Source organism: Tabrizicola aquatica (assembly GCF_002900975.1).
GTDB lineage: Bacteria > Pseudomonadota > Alphaproteobacteria > Rhodobacterales > Rhodobacteraceae > Tabrizicola > Tabrizicola aquatica.
In genome coordinates, this window is sequence record NZ_PJON01000001.1 from 1245545 (window position 1) to 1265783 (window position 20239).

Annotated in this window: 16 protein-coding genes; 8 read left to right on the forward strand and 8 right to left on the reverse strand. The window is 66.3% G+C overall.

Going from position 1 to position 20239, the window contains the following annotated elements; all coding sequences use genetic code 11:
- Nucleotides 1-44: 44 nt before the first annotated feature.
- From CXR42_RS06060 to CXR42_RS06070, 3 genes are all read right to left on the reverse strand, one after another.
- Complete coding sequence (locus CXR42_RS06060; RefSeq protein ID WP_103257059.1) at nucleotides 45-1112, reverse strand: DUF2235 domain-containing protein; 1068 nt, start codon at nucleotides 1110-1112, stop codon at nucleotides 45-47.
- Entirely contained in the window at nucleotides 1105-3390 is a 2286-nt protein-coding gene (locus CXR42_RS06065) for a xanthine dehydrogenase family protein molybdopterin-binding subunit (protein WP_103256539.1), read from the reverse strand. The genes CXR42_RS06060 and CXR42_RS06065 overlap by 8 nt, the downstream gene beginning before the upstream one ends.
- Nucleotides 3391-3468: 78 nt before the next feature.
- Entirely contained in the window at nucleotides 3469-4614 is a 1146-nt protein-coding gene (locus tag CXR42_RS06070; RefSeq protein WP_103256540.1) for a type III PLP-dependent enzyme, read from the reverse strand.
- Nucleotides 4615-4828: 214 nt separating this feature from the next.
- On the opposite strand from CXR42_RS06070, the gene CXR42_RS06075 reads away from it, so the two are divergent.
- Complete coding sequence (locus tag CXR42_RS06075) at nucleotides 4829-5260, forward strand: Lrp/AsnC family transcriptional regulator (protein WP_103256541.1); 432 nt, start codon at nucleotides 4829-4831, stop codon at nucleotides 5258-5260.
- A 54-nt stretch (nucleotides 5261-5314) separates the two neighbouring features.
- Nucleotides 5315-5662 (forward strand): DUF1428 domain-containing protein, encoded by a 348-nt coding sequence (locus CXR42_RS06080; RefSeq protein WP_103256542.1) that lies wholly within the window; start codon nucleotides 5315-5317, stop codon nucleotides 5660-5662.
- Here CXR42_RS06080 and CXR42_RS06085 read toward each other — a convergent pair.
- A complete protein-coding gene (locus tag CXR42_RS06085) occupies nucleotides 5637-6233 on the reverse strand; it encodes a TetR/AcrR family transcriptional regulator (RefSeq protein WP_103256543.1) in 597 nt (198 codons plus the stop codon). The genes CXR42_RS06080 and CXR42_RS06085 overlap by 26 nt on opposite strands.
- 99 nt (nucleotides 6234-6332) lie before the next feature.
- Here CXR42_RS06085 and CXR42_RS06090 point away from each other — a divergent pair, with 99 nt between their 5' ends.
- The 4 genes from CXR42_RS06090 to CXR42_RS06105 all read left to right on the forward strand — a co-directional run bounded on the left by CXR42_RS06090 (nucleotide 6333) and on the right by CXR42_RS06105 (nucleotide 11985).
- The gene (locus CXR42_RS06090; protein WP_103256544.1) at nucleotides 6333-6758 is read left to right on the forward strand and encodes an ABA4-like family protein; all 426 of its coding nucleotides are present in this window, start codon (nucleotides 6333-6335) and stop codon (nucleotides 6756-6758) included.
- The gene (locus tag CXR42_RS06095; RefSeq protein WP_103256545.1) at nucleotides 6755-7525 is read left to right on the forward strand and encodes a hypothetical protein; all 771 of its coding nucleotides are present in this window, start codon (nucleotides 6755-6757) and stop codon (nucleotides 7523-7525) included. The genes CXR42_RS06090 and CXR42_RS06095 overlap by 4 nt, the downstream gene beginning before the upstream one ends.
- Before the next feature lie 56 nt (nucleotides 7526-7581).
- Nucleotides 7582-10617, forward strand: coding sequence for a valine--tRNA ligase (locus tag CXR42_RS06100; protein ID WP_103256546.1), 3036 nt, complete (start codon nucleotides 7582-7584; stop codon nucleotides 10615-10617).
- 267 nt (nucleotides 10618-10884) lie between these two features.
- Nucleotides 10885-11985 (forward strand): pyridoxal phosphate-dependent aminotransferase, encoded by a 1101-nt coding sequence (locus CXR42_RS06105; protein WP_103256547.1) that lies wholly within the window; start codon nucleotides 10885-10887, stop codon nucleotides 11983-11985.
- Here CXR42_RS06105 and CXR42_RS06110 read toward each other — a convergent pair whose 3' ends face one another.
- The 3 genes from CXR42_RS06110 to CXR42_RS06120 all read right to left on the reverse strand — a co-directional run bounded on the left by CXR42_RS06110 (nucleotide 11986) and on the right by CXR42_RS06120 (nucleotide 15255).
- On the reverse strand, nucleotides 11986-12366 hold the full coding sequence (locus tag CXR42_RS06110; RefSeq protein WP_103256548.1) for a DUF4177 domain-containing protein: 381 nt from the start codon (nucleotides 12364-12366) through the stop codon (nucleotides 11986-11988).
- Nucleotides 12367-12466: 100 nt separating this feature from the next.
- Nucleotides 12467-13978, reverse strand: coding sequence for an Asp-tRNA(Asn)/Glu-tRNA(Gln) amidotransferase subunit GatB (gene gatB, locus CXR42_RS06115; protein WP_103256549.1), 1512 nt, complete (start codon nucleotides 13976-13978; stop codon nucleotides 12467-12469).
- 68 nt (nucleotides 13979-14046) lie between these two features.
- Nucleotides 14047-15255: a hypothetical protein gene (locus tag CXR42_RS06120; protein ID WP_103256550.1), complete on the reverse strand. Its 1209-nt coding sequence runs from the start codon at nucleotides 15253-15255 to the stop codon at nucleotides 14047-14049.
- Between the two features lie 178 nt (nucleotides 15256-15433).
- On the opposite strand from CXR42_RS06120, the gene CXR42_RS06125 reads away from it, so the two are divergent.
- Nucleotides 15434-15949 (forward strand): transglycosylase SLT domain-containing protein, encoded by a 516-nt coding sequence (locus tag CXR42_RS06125; RefSeq protein ID WP_245875349.1) that lies wholly within the window; start codon nucleotides 15434-15436, stop codon nucleotides 15947-15949.
- 102 nt (nucleotides 15950-16051) lie between these two features.
- Here the strand turns inward: CXR42_RS06125 and pepN are convergent, their stop codons facing one another.
- Nucleotides 16052-18616, reverse strand: a complete 2565-nt coding sequence (pepN, locus tag CXR42_RS06130; RefSeq protein WP_103256552.1) for an aminopeptidase N — start codon at nucleotides 18614-18616, stop codon at nucleotides 16052-16054.
- A 109-nt stretch (nucleotides 18617-18725) separates the two neighbouring features.
- Between pepN and CXR42_RS06135 the strand changes: the two genes are divergently transcribed.
- Complete coding sequence (locus tag CXR42_RS06135; protein WP_103256553.1) at nucleotides 18726-20228, forward strand: FAD-binding domain-containing protein; 1503 nt, start codon at nucleotides 18726-18728, stop codon at nucleotides 20226-20228.
- The last annotated feature ends 11 nt before the right edge of the window (nucleotides 20229-20239 follow it).

A 20239-nucleotide genomic window follows, 5' to 3' on the forward strand; every position in this document is an offset into this window, starting at 1 on the left:
CGGAATTCGAACGAATTCCGGTCCGATTTCCGTTCGGAAATCGGTCACTCTGCCGGCAGGCCGCGCGGCCAGCGTGCGCCGGCAGTGGGGGTGGCGGTCGGATGCAGCCGTTCCGACCGGTCCCGCCCGATGACCCGGCGCCGGCGCCAGAGGAAGGCCTTGCCCCAGCTTTTCCAGGTGCCGACCATTGGTGCCTCTGGGTCGCAGGCATAGCGGTCGCGCCAGCCTTCGGGCAGCGTCAGGTCCAGCGCCTCGGCCCGTTCCAGCATCCAGACCAGAGGGATATTCGACAGCGCCCGGGCCGGCTCGAATCCCCCGATCTGTCCGCCGACATCGCCATGCGCGCCGCGGAACCAGACCTGCTCCACGTTGCCCTCCCAGCCTGGCGGGCAGTCCCACAAGACGGGTTCAAACGCCATGCGGGTTTCGTCCAGCGCCAGCGCGTGAAAGCCGTGCCGGATGCTGGCGCCAAGGTGGTGGCTGTGGAAGGCATAGCGGTCTGCGGCGAACAGCCAGAAGAACGGCAGCCGCAATCCCAGTGCCTTGACCGTATCCCAGACCCCCACCATCTCGATCGGCGCCTCCAGGTGGCAGAAGCGGCGGGCAAAAGCCTGGGCCGCCGTGCTGTCGGGCGCGCGTTCATAGTGCCGCCAGGCCAGCGTCACCGCCCGTTCAGTCGCATGTTCGCGTTTCAAAAGCCCCACGCGGTCGATCACCCCGGCCAGCGAGCGCACGGCGAAAGCCCCGCGCGAATAGCCGAACAGAAAGATCCGGTCCCCCTCGCGATAACCCGAGGCGAGCCAGCCATAGGCGCGGCGGATCTGCGGCGCGATCCCCCGCCCCTCGATCAGCGCCAGACCGCGCAGCCAGCCCTCCCATTGCATGCCGGGCTCGTAGTACAGCCGACGATGCGCGTGGACTCCGGCCTCGTGCAACAGCTGGAACAGAAGGCCCGCATTGCCGATATGCCCCGGCTCCAGGCTGGACATGGTCCCGTCCAGGATCACCACATGGTCCACCCGGCCGCGCACCCGGCCCGGTTCGGGCGCGGGGGCGGGTTCCGCCGTAACTTCGGGGGCGCGGCGGAAAAAGCTGCGCAGGCGGTCAAACAGGCGCGTGGCGGGCCTCCTTGATCCAGGTCCAGATCCGGGACGGGGTGAACGGCATGTCAACCCGGTCGACCCCCAGCGGCGCCAGGGCGTCCCTTACCGCATTGGATATCGCGGCCAGCGCGCCGACGGTTCCCGCCTCGCCGCAGCCTTTCATGCCCAGGGGGTTGGTTCGCGTCGGCACCCCCTGCTCGGCGAAGGAGAACATCGGCAAGTCGGTGGCGCGCGGCATGGCATAATCCATGAAGCTGGCGGTCACCACCTGGCCGCTGTCGTCCTGGACCAGCCATTCGGTAACCGCCTGGCCAAAGCCCTGCGCGATGCCACCATGCACCTGCCCCTCCACCAGGTTCGGCGCGACCAGCACGCCGAAATCATCCACAACCGAGTAACGGTCCAGTCGCAGATGGCCGGTCTGCGGATCGATCTCGACCTCGCACAGGTGGACGCCGTTGGGGAAGGACCGGCCGTCCAGTGTGATCTTCTCGCTGCGGTCGATCAGATCCTGCCGCGCCTTGGCCCGCGCCAGCGCTGCGGCCTCGGCCAGCGTGATGCTGTGGTTGGTCCCCGGTGCGACAAAGCGGTGGTCGGTGAAGCTGACCTCGGCTGCGTCCCATTCCTCGACCAGGAACTCCTCGAAGGCCTCGATCATCGCGGTGACCGCCGCCCGTGTGGCCGTGCCCTGCACAGTGACCGAGCGCGAGCCGCCGGTGCCGCCGCCCTTGCCGATCCGGTCGCTGTCGCCTTCGACGATCCGCACCATGTCCTGCGGGATGCCCGTCGCCTCGGCCACCATGCGGGAATAGACGCTTTCGTGGCCCTGCCCGTTCGACTGGGTGCCGACAAAGAGGGTGGCCCCGCCATCCGCGTCCAGCACCAGCCGGGCGATTTCGTCCGGGGCCCCCAGGATCGCCTCGATATACGAGGCTAGGCCGATCCCGCGCACGAGCCCCCTGGCGCGGCTTTCGGCCTGACGCTGGGCATAGCCCTGCATCCGGGGGGCAACGGTGTCCAGGAGGCCCGCGAAGTCGCCGCCGTCGATCTCTTCCCCCTCCATCGTGCGGTGGGGAAAGCTGCGGATCACGTTCTTCTGGCGCAGGGTCACCGGATCGACGCCGAGCACTCGCGCCGCCTGGTCCATCGCGCGTTCGATGGTCAGGATCGCCTCGGGCCGGCCGGCGCCGCGATAGGCGTCGATCGGAGTGGCGTTGGTATAGACGCAGCGCGCCGTCAGCGCGGCCGCGGGGATGTCATAGACGCCGGTCAGCACTTTGGCGAAAAGCTCCGTCTGGATGCCCTGTCCGAACTGCGAATTGTAGGCGCCAAGGTTTGACACAAGGTCGACGCGATAGCCCGTGATCCGGTGGTCGGCATCAAAGCCAAGCTCGACCCGCGCTACCAGATCGCGGCCAGCGTTGTCGGTGAGCATCCCTTCGGTCCGGGTCGAGACCCAGGCCACCGGCCGGCCCAGGGCCCGCGCGGCCTCGGCCAGGACGACGTATTCCGGGTAGGTCATCGCCTTCATCCCGAAACCGCCGCCAACGTCGGGGTTGGTCACCCGGACCGCCTCACGCGGGAGGCCCAGCATCCGCGACAGCTCGTTGCGCTGGGTCCAGACGCCCTGGCCGTTGACGCAAAGGTGCAGCCGGTCGCCCTCCCATTCGGCAAAGGCGGCGCGGGGTTCCATCGGGGCGGCGGTGACGCGGTTGTGGATCACCTCCAGCGCGACGCGGTGGGTCGCCGCGTTCAGCGCAGCTTCGGTCGCGGCTTCGTCGCCAAAGACAAAGTCCAGCGCCAGGTTGCCAGGAGCTTCCGGGTGGATGACGGGGTGTTCAGAGTTCAGGTGAAGAGCCGCATCGAGTGGGTTGATATCAAAAGATATAACCTCGACCGCATCCCGTGCGGCCTCGGGCGTGTCGGCCACCACCATGGCCAGCGCCTCGCCGACGAAGCGGACCCGGCCCTGCGCCAGCACCGGGCGCTCCGGCCCCTGGCCCCGCTGCCCGTCGCGGCCCTTGATCCGCTCGCCCTTCATGCCAAGCTTCACGCCCCGCGCCAGCAGGTCCTCGGCCGTCAGCACCAGATGCACCCCGGGCATGGCGCGCGCCTCGGACACGTCCAGCGTGACGATCTCGCCATGTGCGTAGTCCGAGCGCAGGAACACCGCCCACAACGCCCCGGCCGGCACAAGGTCCGCCACATAGCGGCCGGTCCCGGTCAGGAACCGCACGTCCTCGCGCCGCTTCAGCGGCTGGGCCGTTCCGAATCTCAGCTGCTCCATGCGGCACCTCCGGCCGCAAACGCTAGACGCCCGGCCGGGAATGTCCAGCCGGGCGCCCGCGTTTCCCCGGAAAAGGGGTCAGAGTTTCAGCGACAGCACCGTGGCCATCTGCACGTCGCCAAACCCGTTGAACCGGGTGTTGGTGACGGTGGAGTAGGACCCCATGCCCTGCCAGATCACGAAGTCACCCTCGGTCAAGTCGGCCGGCAGCGGGATCTCGCCCGGCAGACGGTCAACCGAATCGCAGGTCGGGCCAAAGATGATGCGCGGCATGGTTTCGGCCTTGCGCTTCTGGCCCTCGGGCGACAGAACCTCGATCCGGTCGATCACGCCGATCATCGGCAGTTCGGTGAGCGAGCCATAGACGCCGTCGTTCAGGAACACATGCGTCCCGTCGCGCAGCGCCTTGACGCGGGCCGCCAGAGCATAGGCGTCACCGCACAGCGCCCGGCCCGGTTCGCAGACCAGAAGCGGCCGGTCGGCGCCGAACGCCTCGGTCGTGACGCGGTCGATCAGCTGGAAGGTTTCCTCAAGCTGCGGCACGACCGCATTCATCCGGTGGCTGGGGAAGCCGCCGCCGACGTTCAGCCGGGCGATGGTCACGCCAGCGTCGCGCGCAATGTTGGCGCCTTCGCGGATATAGGCCTCCCAGGCGTGGGGATCGGTGCATTGTGTGCCCGGATGGAAGGTCAGCGAGGGGATGTAACCCGCTGCCGCCACGTCCTTCAGCAGCTCCACCGCCAACTCGACCGTGGCGCCGAACTTGGCGCCGAAGTTGTAGGCCGCCCCGGCGACCGGCAGCTTGTAGCGGACCGAGATTTCGGTGCCCTCGACCGGGACCATCTCGATAAGCTTGGCCAGTTCCGATTTGGAATCAACGCTGTAGGATTTCACCCCACGCTCGACCGCATAGGCGATCTCGGCGCGCGAGCGCACGGGGTTGTTGTAGTGGATCGCCGCATCGGGTGCCAGGCGACGGATGAGGTCGATCTCGAACGGGCTGGCGCAGTCATAGCCCCGGATGCCCGCGGCGGCCAGGTTTTCGACCATCGCCTCACCGGGGTTGGACTTGACGGCATAGGTCACCAGACCGGGAAACCCGTCGATGAATCGCCGCGCGGCAGCCTGTGCGGCCGAGGGTGCAAAGAACAGCACCGGATTCTCCGGCTGCTGGTTCTTCAGATACTCGGTCGGATTGGTCCAGATCGTCTTGGAGAGTCCCATCGGCGTATTTCCCTTTGCCAACAAGACGCTTCGCCCTTCCCCTTGCAAGACATGGGACCGGGCACCAGCGTGGTTTCAAGTGAACCAGGCCAGGTGCGTATGAGCCGCCCTTTTCCTGCAATGAGGATGCCGCATATGGGTTACAAACTCACCGAACAAAACTGTATAAATGCGGTCAAACCTCGTTATAATGACGAAAAGGATGGCAGATTGAATGGACGAGCTGGATCGCAACATCATCGGGCTTCTGGGGGCCGACGCGCGGATGTCGGTTGCCACGCTCTCGCGGCGGTTGAAGGTGGCGCGGTCCACGATCCAGGCCCGGCTGGAACGGCTGGAAACCAGCGGCGTGATCGCGGGTTACACGCTGAAACTGGGCGAAGGCGCGCGTGAAGGCCGGCTGCGGGCCAGCGTCCTTCTGACGATCGAGCCGCGCTCGCAGGCGGCCGTGCTGACGCGGCTGAAGTCGATCTCGGAAATCGAACGGGTTTTTACCACCTCGGGCCGATTCGACTTTCTGGTACAGATCGCCTGCCCCAACACCCAGGTGCTGGACCAGGTGCTGGACCAGATCGGCGCGATGGCCGGGGTGCGCAGTTCCGAAAGCCTGATCCACCTGTCGACCAAGATCGACCGCGCCGTCTAGGGAACAGATCCCGGCCCCGGCGGTTACCCCCGGCCCAACCAAAGGGAGGCGACGATGTACTTCGACGGATTCCTCATCCCGGTCCGCACGTCCGACCAGGAGACCTACCGCGCCCATGAACAGCACTGGTGGCCCCGGTTCCGCGAGATGGGCGCCCAGTCGCTGGTTGTCGGCTGGGGCGACGACGTGCCGGCAGGCCAGCAGACCGACTTTCGCCGCGCCGTTGACCTGAAGGACGACGAAACGGTGGTCCTGTGCTGGATGACCTGGCCCGACAAGGCGATGCGCGATGCCGCCTATGCCAAGATGATGGCCGACCCGGCGATGGAAGGCATGGAGATGCCCTTCGACGGCAAGCGGATGGTCTGGGGCGGCTTCACGCCGATCCTGCAACTGGACTGACCGGCGGCAGCACCCGCCGCAACAGGTCGCCCAACACTGCCTGGCGCTCGGCTTCGGACAGGGCCGCCAGGCTGCGCATCCGCTGGCCCGCCGCCAGGTCCGCCAGCCCGTGGCTCATCGCCCAAAGCGCGGCGACATCGGCAAGCCCGCCGCCCATGTCGTCAATCAGCCCGACGAGATGGCGATAGGCCGCCTCGGCTGCCTCATGCATTTCGGGGTCGGCGAAATCGGGCTTCTTGGACGAGAAGATCAGCCGGAATAGCGTCGGCCGGGCCACCGCGAACTCCATATAGCCCAGGCCCGCCCGCACGGCGCGGTCGCGCGCATCCGCAGCCCCCGCTTCGCGCGCATCCAGTGTGGCCTGAAACCGGCGGAACCCCTCGGCCGCCAGCGCGGTCAAAAGGCCTTGGGCGTCGCCAAAGTGGTGGGCGGGGGCCGCGTGACTGACCCCGGCCCGCTTGGCGACCGATCGCAGCGAGAACCCTTCAATTCCCCGGTCGGCCAACTCGGCCTCGGCCGCGCTTAGAAGGGCCGCGCGCAGATCGCCGTGATGATAGGGTTTCGACGCCATGTCATACACCTAGCCGTCCATCTTTCCAGCGTAAAGATTTTTCTTGACGCAGCCAAGTCGCCGCCCCATCCTGACAGTGTAAAGATAAATGAGGCCGCAATGCCCCCCGACCAGTTGTTCCAACTTGCCAACCCGCTTGCCCTGCTGGGCTGGGTCGCCCTGCTGGCGGCACCGCTTGCGCCCCGCGCGGCGCAGGCGGTGGCGGCGGCGGCGATCCCGCTTCTGCTCTCGCTGGCCTATGCCGGGCTGGTCCTGGCTTTCTGGTGGCAAGCTCCCGGCGGGTTCGGCAGTCTGGCCGAGGTTCAAACCCTGTTCACCCACCCCCAGATCGCGCTGGCCGGGTGGCTGCACTACCTGGCCTTTGACCTGTTCCTGGGCGCCTGGGCCGTCCGCACCGCCCGGGCCGAGGGCATCCCGCATTGGACGGTGATCCCCTGCCTGGTGCTGACGTTCCTCTTCGGCCCTGCGGGGTTGCTTGCCTTTGCGATCCTGCGTTTCACCTTTGTCCGAAAGGTCCTGCCATGACCGCCACCCTTGCCGCCCCACGTCTTGCGGCCGTCTCGGCCCCGAACCGGCAACTTGTGCGCCTGACCCTTTTCGTCGCCTTGGCCGCCCTGCCCCTGATGGCCGCACATGTCCTGGACGACCGGCAGTTCCAAGGCGACAACATCTGGCTCAAGCCGTTGAAGTTCCACCTGGCCCTGGCGGTATATACCGGCACACTGGCCCTGTTCGCGATGCTTTTGCCCGAGGGCACCTTCACCTCGCGCCGCTGGCGGATCTACCTTGGCGTCGTGTCCGCCTGCATCCTTGCCGAGGTTGCCTGGATCGGCAGCGCGGCGGCGCTAGGCACCGCATCGCATTTCAACCAGACCGGCCTTTGGGCCCCGCTTTACAGCCTGATGGGGGCGGCGGCGGTGATCCTGACCTCGCTGGCGCTGGTGATGGGCCTGGCCTTCTGGCGGCACCGCACCGACGCCCTGATGCTGTCGGTGGCGCTGGGGCTGATCCTGACTTTCCTGCTGACCGTGCCGATTGCCGGCACCATGTCCTCGGGCACCGGCCACCTGATCGGCACCCCCGTCACGGGGGCCCGCTTCCCCCTGATGGGTTGGTCGACGGAGGTCGGCGATCTGCGCCTGCCCCACTTCCTGGCGACCCACGCCCTGCATGCCGTCCCCTTGGCGGGCCTGACCGGCAGCCGCGCGGCCGTCTGGGTGGCGGCGGCAGGGTTTACGGGCCTCACGTTGTGGTGCTTTGCGCGCGCCTTGATGGGTCTGCCGCCCTTCTGACGCTTTTCCTTCCGCCAAGGTCACGCTAGAACCCCGCTGACCGTAGGGGAACGCAAATGCCGATGGAAAAGACCTTCAACGCCGCCGAGGCCGAGGCCCGGATTTCGAAGCTCTGGCTTGACGCCAAGGCCTTCCGGGCGGGCGCCAACGCCAAGCCGGACGGCAAGCCCTTCTGCATCCTGCTGCCGCCCCCCAATGTCACCGGCACGCTGCACGTCGGGCACGCCTTCAACCACACGCTGATGGACATCCTGATCCGCTGGCACCGGATGATGGGCGACGACACGCTGTTCCAACCCGGCCTCGATCACGCCGGCATTGCGACGCAGATGGTGGTGGAGCGGGAACTGGCCAAGAACCAGCAGCCCGACCGCCGTACGCTGGGACGCGAAGCGTTCATCGCCAAGGTGTGGGAGTGGAAGGAACAGTCCGGCGGCACCATCGTCGGGCAGGACCAGCGGCTTGGCGCCTCGATGGACTGGTCGCGTGAGGCGTTCACCATGTCGGGACACTTCCACGACGCGGTGATCAAGGTCTTTGTGGATATGTACAACAAAGGCCTCATCTACCGCGGCAAGCGGCTGGTGAACTGGGACCCGCATTTCGAGACGGCGATTTCCGATCTTGAGGTCGAGAATACCGAAGTTCCTGGCCATATGTGGCACTTCAAGTATCCACTCGCCGGGGGGGAGACCTACGAATACGTCGAGAAGGACGCCGAGGGGAATGTGACCCTGCGCGAGACGCGGGACTACATCTCCATTGCCACGACGCGCCCTGAAACCATGCTGGGCGACGGCGCGGTGGCAGTTCATCCATCGGATGAACGTTACGCGCCAATCGTCGGGAAGCTTTGCGAAATCCCGGTGGGGCCTGCCGAACACCGCCGCCTGATCCCGATCATCACCGACGAATATCCGGACCCGACCTTCGGCTCGGGTGCCGTCAAGATCACTGGCGCGCATGACTTCAACGACTACGCCGTCGCCAAGCGCGGCGATATCCCGTGCTACCGTTTGCTGGACACCCGCGCCCAGATGCGGGCGGATGGGGTGCCCTATGCCGAGGCGGCAGAGATCGCCGGCCGCATATCCCGCGCCTGGCTCGTCGCCAAGGGCTACGCCACCCCCGGCATCGCCGAGCAGCCCTTCACCCTGTCTGAATCCGAGATCGACGCCCTGAACCTCGTCCCCGACGACCTGCGTGGCCTCGACCGGTATGAGGCCCGCAAGCGCGTGGTCGAGGCGATCACAGCCGAGGGGCTGGCGGTCACCACCCTGAAGAAATCCGTCGACAAGGAAACCGGGGCCGAGCATCTGGAACTGGTGCCGTATGTCGAGTCCAAGCCGATCATGCAGCCCTTCGGCGACCGCTCCAAGGTCGTGATCGAGCCGATGCTGACGGACCAGTGGTTCGTCGACACCGCCAAGATCGTCGAACCCGCGCTGGAGGCGGTGCGCTCGGGCCGCACGAAGATCATTCCGCCCTCGGGCGAGAAGACCTATTACCACTGGCTGGAAAACATTGAACCCTGGTGCATCTCTCGCCAGCTCTGGTGGGGGCACCAGATCCCGGTTTGGTACGGGCCATCACTTGAAGAAATCGAGGCTTATCCAGCCGTCTACCACGGTCCAGAAATGCGTTTCTGCGCAAGTAATTTCGCTGAAGCGCAGGCGATGGCGAAATCTTATTACGGCTCGGATGTCATCGTTGATGAATGGAACGATGAGGCTCCGATCAGAGGTTACACGTTCAGTACTTCGGGCAGAAAGCTTGACCGGGTGGGCCTACGCCGCGACCCCGACGTCCTTGACACCTGGTTCTCCTCCGGCCTCTGGCCGATCGGCACGCTCGGCTGGCCCGAACAGACCGAGGAACTGAAGAAATACTTCCCCTCGTCGGTCCTTGTGACGGGGCAGGACATCCTCTTCTTCTGGGTCGCCCGGATGATGATGATGCAGCTGGCCGTGGTGAACGATATCCCGTTCCACACCGTCTACCTGCACGGCCTCGTCCGCGACGCCAAGGGCAAGAAGATGTCGAAGTCCTTGGGCAACGTCGTCGACCCGCTGGAGATCATCGACGAATACGGCGCCGACGCGCTGCGCTTCGCCAATGCGGCGATGGCCAGCCTTGGTGGCGTGCTGAAGCTGGATACCCAGCGCTTCGCCGGCTATCGGAACTTCGGCACCAAGCTGTGGAACGCCTGCCGCTTTGCCGAGATGAACGGGGTGTGGGAGGGTCACGCGACCGGCCCAGCCCCCAGCCCCAAGGCCACCGCCAACAAGTGGATCATCGGCGAGACCGCCCGCACCCTGGCCGAGGTCAACGAGGCGATGGAGGCGTTCCGCTTCGACACCGCCGCCGATGCGCTTTACAAGTTCGTCTGGGGCAAGGTCTGCGACTGGTACGTCGAATTCGCCAAACCCCTGTTCGACGGCCCCGATGCCGCTGAAACCCGTCAAACCATGGCCTGGGTCCTCGACCAGTCGATGATCCTGCTGCACCCCTTCATGCCGTTCATCACCGAAGAGCTGTGGGGCACGACAGGGAAGCGCGAGAAGCTGTTGGTTCATACGGATTGGCCGACGCTGCCGCAAAGCCTGATCGACGCGGCTGCCGACCGGGAAATGTCCTTCGTCACCACGCTGATCGACGATATCCGCAGCGCCCGCGCGCAGGTGCATGTGCCGGTGGGGCTGAAGGCAGACCTCGTGGCGACCAGCCTGACCGACGAGGCCCGGCAAGCGTTCCAGCGGAACGAGGCGCTGATCAAGCGCCTCGCCCGCGTTGATCAAGTCACCGAAGGCGTGGCCCCGAAGGGCTCCATCGCCGTGGCGGCGGAAGGGGCTGCTTTCGCGATCCCGCTGGCGGGGCTGATCGACATTGCCGAGGAGAAATCCCGTCTGCAAAAGGCGCTGGACAAGTTGGCCAAGGAAATCGGCGGGCTGAAAGGTCGGCTCGACAACCCGAACTTCGTCAAGTCCGCACCCGAGGATGTGGTGATGGAGGCGCAAGCGAACCTGGAAGCCCGCCAGGAGGAAGCCAGCAAGATTCAGGACGCGCTGAAGCGGCTTGCCGACCTGGGATAGGTTTTCAGGGAACCGATCCGCGGCGGCAGCCGCAGGCGGGCGGTGGCATAGCCGGGCGCACCGGCCCGCCGCTGCCTTTGGCTTGGCGGGACTGCGGTGACGACTGGGCGCATGCTCCGGCCCTGACGGCGACAGTCACAGTCTGAAAAGATGCCCCCGTCCGGCCAGACGGATGCCGGACGCATTCCAGACGCTTCACCTTTCGTTAACCGGACCGCCCGCAGCACCCCTCTTGCGCAGCCCCCTGCCCCATGCCAGCCTGCCGGAATGAGCCGCTTTCTCACCCCCCACGCCGCGCAATTGCCGTCGACCGTGCCCTTCACCGGCCCCGAGGCGCTGGAGCGCCGGACGGGCATTCCTTTCCGTGCCCGCCTTGGCGCGAACGAGTCGCTTTTCGGCCCTTCGCCCCGTGCAATCGATGCGATGAAGGCGGCGGCCGAAGGGGCCTGGATGTATGGCGACCCGGAAAATCATGATCTGAAGCAGGCGCTTGCGGCGCACCATGGCGTCACGCCCGCCCATATCGCAGTAGGGCCGGGGATCGACGGCTTGCTGGGTCTGGTGTGTCGCCTGGTGCTGGATGAGGGAACCCCCGTCGTCACCAGCCTTGGCGCCTATCCGACCTTCAACTTCCACGTCGCAGGCTATGGTGGCGCGCTGACGCGCGTGCCCTACAAGGCTGACCACGAGGACACGGAAGCACTTGTTTCTAAGGCAAAATCCCTTGGCGCCAAGCTGATTTACCTGGCCAATCCAGACAACCCGATGGGCAGCCACCATCCCGCCGCGGTGATCGAGGACATGGTCGCGAACCTGCCCGAGCAAAGCCTGCTGATCCTGGACGAGGCTTATGCCGACCTTGCCCCGCCCGGCACGGTGCCAATGATACCGGCGGACCATCCGCAGGTCATTCGGATGCGCACGTTTTCCAAGGGTTACGGTCTGGCGGGCGCCCGCGTCGGCTATGCGGTGACCAACCCGGACCTGGCGTTGGCCTTCGACAAGGTGCGCGACCATTTCGGGATGGGGCGGATCAGCCAGGCCGGGGCGCTGGCGGCGCTGGCGGATCAGGACTGGCTGAAAAGCGTGCAAAGCCGGACCCTTGCGGCGCGCGACCGGCTTTCAGCTATCGCAACCGCCAACGGGTTGCGCCCCCTGCCCTCGGCCACCAATTTCGTGACCATCGACTGTGGCCGCGACGGGGATCACGCGCGGAAGGTGCTGGCCGAGTTGGGAACGCTTGGCGTCTTTATCCGGATGCCCGGTCTCGCCCCCCTCGACCGATGCATCCGCATCAGCCTGGGAGACGACCAGACGCTTGACATCCTTGAGGAAACCCTGCCAATGGCGCTGAAGGCCGCGGGCTGATTACTCGGCCGCAAGCTCGGGCTTTGCTGGACCCACCGACGGCGCCGAGGCGGGAACCGGCAGTTCGGCTGGCCCAAGACGCGGGGTGGGTCCGGCCTGCGGCTCTTGCAGCATCAGCCGTGCGCCCGAAGGCGTGGCGGCCGCCGAGGCGAGGGTGCGGCGAAAGACCAGCATGTTCTGGTAGTTGGTCTTCGTCCCGGTCAGACCGACCCGCTCTTCGCAGGGCAGCGCGTCAGAGCGCACATACTCCCACCCGTCTGCACCAAGCTCGTTCATCAGCAGCGTCAGCGCTAGGGCAAAGCGATCCTCGGTCGTCTTGACACCGCGCGCCTTTTCGCCCCGCTTCGGGGCTGGGATGACCTTGTACTCAAACCGCAGCATCGGGCGTCTCCTGCCTGTGTTGGCAGATCTGATAGGCGATTTTCACGAAGTCGGCAAATAACGCAAATGTTTCCGGCGGGTCCTTGCCCGCCGGGCCGGATCAGAGCCCCAGTTTCTTCGCCACCAACGCGTTGACCGTGGCCGGATTCGCCTTGCCGCCCGAGGCCTTGATGACCTGGCCGGTAAACCAGCCGGCAAGCTTTGGATTTGCCTTGGCTTTTTCCACCTGTTCGGGGTTGGCGGCGATAATCTCGTCCACCGCTTTTTCGATGGCACCGGTGTCGGTGACCTGCTTCATGCCGCGCGCTTCGGCGATGGCCGCCGGGTCACCGCCTTCGGTGTAGACGATCTCGAACAGGTCCTTGGCCATCTTGCCGCTGATGGTGCCGGCGGCGATCAGGTCGATGATCCCGCCCAGTTGCGCAGCCGAAACCGGGCTTGACGTGATGTCGTGCCCTTCCTTCTTCAGGCGGCCGAAAAGCTCGTTGATGACCCAGTTCGCGGCCATCTTGCCGTCGCGGCCCTTTGCCACCTCATCAAAATAGCGGCCGCTGTCGAGCTCGGCGGTCAGGACGTTGGCGTCATAGTCGGTCAGGCCGTAATCGGCCATGAAGCGGGCCTTCTTGGCGTCGGGCAGTTCGGGCATCCTGGCGTGAATGTCGTCGACCCAGGCCTGCTCGATCTCAAGCGGCAGCAAGTCGGGGTCGGGGAAGTAGCGGTAGTCGTGTGCTTCTTCCTTGGACCGCATCGAGCGGGTCTCGTTCTTGTCGGGGTCATAGAGGCGGGTTTCCTGCACGACCTTGCCGCCATCCTCCAGAATGGCGATCTGGCGGCGGGCCTCGTATTCGATGGCGGCCTGGATGAACCGCATCGAGTTCATGTTCTTGATCTCGCACCGCGTTCCCAGGTGCGAGAAGTCCTGGGTGGCCTGGTACTTCTCATACTGGCCGGGGCGGCAGACACTGACGTTGACGTCGGCGCGGAGGTTGCCGTTCTGCATGTTGCCGTCGCAAGTGCCCAGATAGCGCAGGATCTGACGCAGCTTGGTGACATAGGCGGCAGCTTCCTCGGGTCCCCGGATGTCGGGGCGGCTGACGATCTCCATCAGCGCGACGCCCGTCCGGTTGAAGTCGACGAAGGACAGGTTCGGGTCCATGTCGTGGATGGATTTCCCGGCGTCCTGTTCCAGGTGGATACGCTCGATCCGCACCAGACGCGCGACGCCGGGGGCCATCTCGACCAGCACTTCACCCTCGCCCACGATGGGGTGGTAAAGCTGGCTGATCTGATAGCCCTGCGGGAGGTCGGGGTAGAAATAGTTCTTGCGGTCAAAGGCCGAGCTCAGGTTGATCTGTGCCTTCAGGCCAAGGCCCGTACGGACGGCCTGTTCCACGCAGAATTCGTTGATGACCGGCAGCATCCCCGGCATCGCGGCATCGACGAAGGCGACGTTGGAGTTCGGTTCAGCCCCAAAGGCAGTCGAGGCGCCCGAGAACAGCTTGGCGTTGGACGAGACCTGGGCGTGGATTTCCATCCCGATGACCAGCTCCCAGTCATGCTTGGCCCCGGCGATCACCTTGGGCGTGGGCGCGGTATAGGTCAGGTCAAGCATCGGTCGCCTCCGGGACTGCGGTCTTGCGCCCGGGTTTAGGCCGCAAGGCCGCGCGGGGCAAGGGGGCGTCACTGGCGCGGGATGCGGCTGCCCAGTCCTTCGCCCCAGCGTCCGATCCGCGCACCGCGCTGAAGGGCGGGACCAAAAACCTCGGCCAAGGCATAGGCCAGGCCATCGGCACCATGAATCCAGCAATCCAGATGGATTTCGCGCAGGCGGTTCCAGATCACGTTCGACAGGGCGGCGCGGGCCTTGGTCAACTGCCAGTTCGCGGCCGGTCCAGCCTCGCGGTAGTCATGGACCATCCGCGTCAGAAGGCTGGCGGCGACGTTGGCTCGGTATTGGCACCCGGTCGCATCCTGATAGTCGCCCAGCGCCTCGATGAAGAATTCCAGGTCCAGCGTCGGAACGAAATCGCCCAGCGCCTCGGCGGCGGCGATGTGGAAGATGGCATAGGCCGCACGGCCGGTGGTGCCAGCGGTCATGTTCGCGGCGCGGCGGGCCTCTTTCTCGAAGGCGCCCAGGGTGCCGAACCAGTCGGGCAGAAGGTGGACCGCGTGCGTGGCATGGACGGTCGCATCCTCGGGGTCCAGATCGCACCAATCCTCGAACCAGTCGCGGCACAGATCGGCCCCGTCCTCAATCCCGCGGACCAACAGATAGCGACTGCCGGCCAGCAGCGGAGACAGTTGTTCGATCGGGTCGAAGGCGGTCAGGATATCCTCGGCTGCGGCGTAATGTGCGGAACTTTCTGCAATCAGGTCGCGCGACAACTGGCCCTGGCTTGCGGCCGCCAGCATCGCCGCGCCGATGTCGAGATGCGCCTGCGCCAGAAGATGCGCTGCGGCGTAGTTCTCGGGGTGCATGGCCATCACGGCTTCAAACCGGTCAAGTTCCGCCCGCGCGCCGCGCCAATCCTGGCGGGCCAACGCCTCGGCCAGGATGGTGCGGACACCTTCGCTGATCAGGGCCGCGACGCGCCGCCCACCCGAGGCCATGGTGCGTTCCTGGTCGGCATAGCGCAGCGCCTCAAGCAGGTCGGCCCATTCGCCCGCATCCGCCATGGCCGCGTGATCGGCCCGCACGCAATGCCATTCGGTCGCTTCCGGCCCCACCCGCATCACCGTCGCGTCCAGCCGCGACAGCACCAGATCGGCCCCCAACCCCTCCACCCGGAACCCCGAGCCGGCACCGCCTGCCTGCAGCACAACGGCGTCTTCCTGCCGATGCCGGCCGGTGCGGGTTTTCACATGCAGAAGCGAGGGGGTAATCAGCATCACTGGAATTCCTGGGCAGTTCACGGGCTGCCATTGTGTACAGCATGGCTTAGATCAGGGCGGAATGATGGAAATGCGGTGGATTTCAGGTGTCAGGTCCTGGCGGCTTGCCGGAATTTCGGCAATGGTTGCGGTAACTTCGCTGGCAGGCTGCGTTCCGATGAACACCGAGGACCAAATGTCCTTCGTCGCCCCGCCGATGCAGTGGGATCACCATCCCGAGGCCGAGGAATGGACCGAATCGACCATGGTCGCCATCTCGACCAAGGACCCGATTCTGTCGCAGCGCGTGCCGGCCGATATTGAAACCTGGTGCCCAGGCTATCCCGAAGCCTCGGTCGAAGAGCGTCGGGCCTTCTGGGTCGGGCTCCTGTCGGCGGTGGCCAAATATGAAAGCACCTGGAACGAAAACGCTTCTGGCGGGGGTGGGCGCTGGATCGGTCTTATGCAGATTTCGCCACGCTCGGCCGTGAATTATGGCTGCGAGGCGACGTCGGTCAACGCGCTGAAAGACGGCGAGCAGAACCTTGAATGCGCGGTTGAGATCATGTCGACCCAGGTCGCCAAGGACAACCTGGTGGCCGGCGGCGGCAACCGTGGGATCGGCCGCGACTGGGCCCCGCTGCGCTCGGCTGAAAAGCGTGCCGCTATGGCGGCCTGGACCCGCGCGCAGCCCTACTGCAAGGCGACCTGACTGTTTAACCGGGGTGGGCCGGGGCGTCCGGGACCAAAATCCTTCAAAGGATTTTGCAAGAGTTTTCGAAAACTCTTGCCCCCGCCCCAGATGCCGGCCTGACTAGCCCGCCGCCAGCATCCGCTCCACCATCTCGCGCAGATCGCCGCTCAGGTTCGGGGCATCCAGGATACGTTCCAGTTCAGACTTTGCCCGCTTGCGGCGTGACGCGTCATAGCGCGGCCAGGTCTCAAAGGCGGTGGACACCCGCGCCGCCGTCTGCGGGTTCAGCGGGTCCAGTTGCAATAGCCAGTCCGCAACCATCCGGTACCCCTCGCCCGACCGGTGGTGGAAGCCTGCGTGGTTCGCCGCCAAGGCCCCGATGACCGAACGGAAGCGGTTGGGGTTTTTCCAGTCGAAATCGGGCCGTGCGGTCAGGCGGCCGGTCAGCGCTGCCGCTTCGGCCGGTTCGGCATGGGCGATCTGCAGCGCGAACCACTTGTCCATGACATTGGCGTCCTTGCCCCAGCGGTCGGCAAAGGCCTGCAACTCGGCTTCGCCCTCGCGGATATCCAGCAGCGCGGACAGGGCGCCAATCTCCTCGGTCATGCTGCGGGCGGCGGCATAGGCGGCGGCGGCCAGCTTGCCCCCGTCCCGCCGCGTCAGAAGCGCCAGCGCCGCCAGCCGCAGCGCCCGCCGCCCCGCCTGCGCGGCCGAGGGGCTGAAGGGCGCGCCGTCATCCAGCGCCTTGTAAAGCTGCGACAATCCTTCGCCCAGCCGGACGGCCAGGGCCCCCGACATCTCGCGCCGGGCGGCGTGGATCTTGGCCGGGTCGGGCACGCGGCCCAGCGCATGGATCGTCTGCGCCATGTCATCCTCGCCCGGCAGGCGCAGGCACAGCGCCCGGAAGGCCGGGTCCAGGCTTTCGTCAAAAGTGACCGCCGCGACGGCATCCAGCCAGGCGCGGCTGACCGGCGCGCCCTTCAATGCCATTTCTGCCATCACGTCCTTGGCCAGCGCCCGTCCCGCCTCCCATTTGTTGAAGGCGTCGGTGTCATGCGCCAAGAGGAACGCCCGCTCTTCGGGCGGGGCCTTGCGGTCCAGGACCACGGGCGCGGAAAACCCGCGCAGGATCGAAGGGATGGGCCGCGCCGCCAGCCCCTCAAAGCGGAAGGACTGCTTGGCCTTGGTCATCTCCAGCGTGGTGGTGGGCAGCACCTCGTCCCCGTTCGGGTTCAGCAGGCCCAGGTTGATCGGAATCACCTTGGGTGCCTTTTTCGGTTGGCCCGGTGTGGGCGGGTTGGTCTGGGTGAAGGTCAGCGTATAGACCCCGTCGGCCCAATCCTCGGCCACCTTCAGATGCGGCGTCCCGGCTTGGGAATACCACAGCTTGAACTGCGCCAGGTCGCGGCCGGTCGCATCCTCGAAAACCTTCAGCCAGTCCTCGATCGTGGCCGCATCCCCGTCATGCCGGTCGAAATACAGGTCCAGCGCGCGTTTATAGCTGTCGTCCCCGACCAGGGTCTTCAGCATGCCGATGACCTCGGCCCCCTTCTCGTAGACCGTGGCGGTGTAGAAGTTGTTGATCTCGACAAAGCTTTCCGGCCGCACCGGATGGGCCAGCGGCCCGGCATCCTCGCGGAACTGGCGGGCGCGCAGGACCACCACATCCTCGATCCGCCGCACGGCGCCAGACCGCATGTCGCCGCTGAACTGATGGTCGCGAAAGACCGTCAGCCCCTCTTTCAGGCACAACTGGAACCAGTCGCGGCAGGTGATCCGGTTGCCGGTCCAGTTGTGAAAATACTCATGCGCGATGATCGCCTCGATCCGGGCAAAATCGTCGTCCGTCGCGGTCTCGGGCGAGGCCAGGACATAGCGGGAGTTGAAGATGTTCAGCCCCTTGTTCTCCATCGCGCCCATGTTGAAGTCGTCGACCGCGACGATGTTGAACACGTCCAGGTCGTATTCGCGGCCATAGACCTCTTCTTCCCATTTCATCGACCTGACCAGCGCGTCCAGCGCATAGGCGCAGCGGTCCTCGTCCCCCGGACGGACCCAGATGTTCAGGTCGACCTTGCGGCCCGAGAAGGTGCGGAACCGGCCCGACCGCGCCCGCAACTCGCCCGCGACCAGCGCGAAAAGATAGGCCGGCTTCGGCCAGGGATCGTCCCACTCGGCCCAGCCCTTGCCCTTGGCGACCGGATTGCCGTTCGACAAGAGGATCGGCAGGTCGGACTCGATCCGCACCTTGAACCGCGCCATAACGTCGGGTCGGTCGGGGTAGTAGGTGATCTTGCGAAAGCCCTCGGCCTCGCACTGGGTGCAGTACATGCCCTTCGACATGTAAAGCCCCTCGAGCGCGGTATTGTCCGCGGGCGCGATCTCGACCTCGGTCTCCAGCAGAAAGCCATCCGGCGGCAGGTCGGCGGCCGAGATCGTCATGCCCTTGGCGTCCAGCGCAGCCTGGACCTGCTGGCCGTCCACGCTGCAGGCAAGCAGGCGCAGCCCTTCGCCGTCCAGCCGCAACGGATGGACCCCGGGGCGCGCCGGGTTCGGGGCAAAGCGGATTCGGGCCAGAACCCGCGTCGCCTGGGGCGCCAGCCGGAAGGTCAGTTCCACCCCGTTCACCAGATGGGTGAAGGGCTGGTAATCGGCCAGATGGACGGTGGCAGGCGCGTCGGTCATGCGAAGACTCCTTTCCCGACAAGCTAAGCCCTTGGTCCGCGCGTGCAAGTAGGGGGCAGCGCGCAATGGGTGCTTTACGAATCCGGGGCAGACGCTACATCTATGTTCCATGAATGTTCTTGTCTGGCTGAAACGCGACCTGCGCACGCATGACCATCCGGCGCTGACCCTGGCGGCAGGCCTTGGCCCGGTCCTGCCGGTCTTTGTGGTGGAACCTTCGCTCTGGTCGCTGCCGGATGCCTCGGCCCGGCAATGGGACTTTGTCGCCGAAAGCCTGGCCGACCTGCGCGAGGCGATGGCGGCCCTGGGCCTGCCCCTCATCGTCCGGGTGGGCGAGGCGGTGGAGGTGCTGGACCGCCTGTGCCGCCAGCACCACATCGCCCGCATCGTCAGCCATGAGGAGACGGGGAACCTTGCCAGCTATGCCCGCGACCGCGCCGTCGCTGCCTGGGCGCGGCAGGCCGGCATCCCTTGGGCCGAGGTGCCGCAGTCCGGTGTCACCCGGCGTCTGCCAAACCGCGACGGCTGGGCGTCCCGGCGCGACGGGTTCATGTCGCAGCCGTTCCTGCCCCTGCCCGCCCTCCGTGCCGTGTCGGGGGTGGAACCCGGCCAGATCCCCACCGCCCGGGCCCTGAAGCTGCCACCCGACCCCTGCCCGCATCGCCAGCTTGGCGGCCGCACCCGCGCGTTGGAGCTTCTGGACAGCTTCCTGACCCGGCGGGGAGAGCCCTATCGCACCGCCATGTCCTCGCCGCTGACGGCGGAACGTGCCTGCTCGCGCCTCTCGCCACACCTAGCCTGGGGCACTTTGAGCCTGCGAGAAGGGGTCCAGACCACCACCATCCGGCAGGCCGAGCGTCCGGGCGGCCGCTGGGGCGGCGCACTCTCCAGCTTCCAGTCGCGCCTGGCCTGGCGCGACCACTTCATGCAGAAGCTGGAGGATCAGCCCTCGATCGAGTTGCGCGACCTGCATCCCCTGGCTGTCACCCGCCCCCGCGACAGCGACCCGGCCCGCCTGACCGCGTGGTGCAACGGCGAGACCGGCCTGCCCTTCCTGGACGCCTGCCTGCGCTACCTGCGCGCGACGGGCTGGCTGAACTTCCGGATGCGGGCGATGGTGACCTCGGTCGCCTCCTATCACCTGTGGCTGGACTGGCGGGTGACGGGCCAGCACCTGGCGCGGATGTTCACCGATTACGAACCCGGCATCCATTGGCCGCAGGTCCAGATGCAATCGGGCACGACCGGAATCAACATCCCCCGGATCTACAACCCGGTCAAACAAGGCCTGGACCAGGACCCGACCGGCGCCTTCACTCGCCGCTGGCTGCCCGAACTGGCCCCGGTTCCCGACGCCTTCCTGCACGAACCCTGGAAATGGCCCGAGGCGCGCCGCCTGCTTGGCCACCGCTACCCCGAGCCGATCATCGACATCGCCACCGCCGCCCGTGCCGCGCGTGATGCGGTCTGGACCGCCCGCCGCGCCCCCGGCTTTGCCCCCACCGCCGCGCAGATCGTCCAGCGCCACGCCAGCCGGGCCGATGCGCGCTTCGTCAACGACCGCACCCCCCGCCGCCGCGCTTCGTCGGCACAACTGACGCTGGACCTTTAGGATGCCAAAGG

Bases quoted from the DNA above. Each gene is read 5' to 3' on its own strand.
- pepN (WP_103256552.1), bottom strand. From the start codon at position 18,616: ATGACCGACGCGCCTGCCACCGTCCATCTGGCCGATTACCAGCCCTTC.
- CXR42_RS06110 (WP_103256548.1), bottom strand. From the start codon at position 12,366: ATGCTGCGGTTTGAGTACAAGGTCATCCCAGCCCCGAAGCGGGGCGAA.
- CXR42_RS06120 (WP_103256550.1), bottom strand. From the start codon at position 15,255: ATGCTGATTACCCCCTCGCTTCTGCATGTGAAAACCCGCACCGGCCGG.
- CXR42_RS06100 (WP_103256546.1), top strand. From the start codon at position 7,582: ATGCCGATGGAAAAGACCTTCAACGCCGCCGAGGCCGAGGCCCGGATT.
- CXR42_RS06080 (WP_103256542.1), top strand. From the start codon at position 5,315: ATGTACTTCGACGGATTCCTCATCCCGGTCCGCACGTCCGACCAGGAG.
- gatB (WP_103256549.1), bottom strand. From the start codon at position 13,978: ATGCTTGACCTGACCTATACCGCGCCCACGCCCAAGGTGATCGCCGGG.
- CXR42_RS06070 (WP_103256540.1), bottom strand. From the start codon at position 4,614: ATGGGACTCTCCAAGACGATCTGGACCAATCCGACCGAGTATCTGAAG.
- CXR42_RS06085 (WP_103256543.1), bottom strand. From the start codon at position 6,233: ATGGCGTCGAAACCCTATCATCACGGCGATCTGCGCGCGGCCCTTCTA.
- CXR42_RS06105 (WP_103256547.1), top strand. From the start codon at position 10,885: ATGAGCCGCTTTCTCACCCCCCACGCCGCGCAATTGCCGTCGACCGTG.
- CXR42_RS06090 (WP_103256544.1), top strand. From the start codon at position 6,333: ATGCCCCCCGACCAGTTGTTCCAACTTGCCAACCCGCTTGCCCTGCTG.
- CXR42_RS06135 (WP_103256553.1), top strand. From the start codon at position 18,726: ATGAATGTTCTTGTCTGGCTGAAACGCGACCTGCGCACGCATGACCAT.
- CXR42_RS06075 (WP_103256541.1), top strand. From the start codon at position 4,829: ATGGACGAGCTGGATCGCAACATCATCGGGCTTCTGGGGGCCGACGCG.
- CXR42_RS06065 (WP_103256539.1), bottom strand. From the start codon at position 3,390: ATGGAGCAGCTGAGATTCGGAACGGCCCAGCCGCTGAAGCGGCGCGAG.
- CXR42_RS06095 (WP_103256545.1), top strand. From the start codon at position 6,755: ATGACCGCCACCCTTGCCGCCCCACGTCTTGCGGCCGTCTCGGCCCCG.
- CXR42_RS06125 (WP_245875349.1), top strand. From the start codon at position 15,434: ATGTCCTTCGTCGCCCCGCCGATGCAGTGGGATCACCATCCCGAGGCC.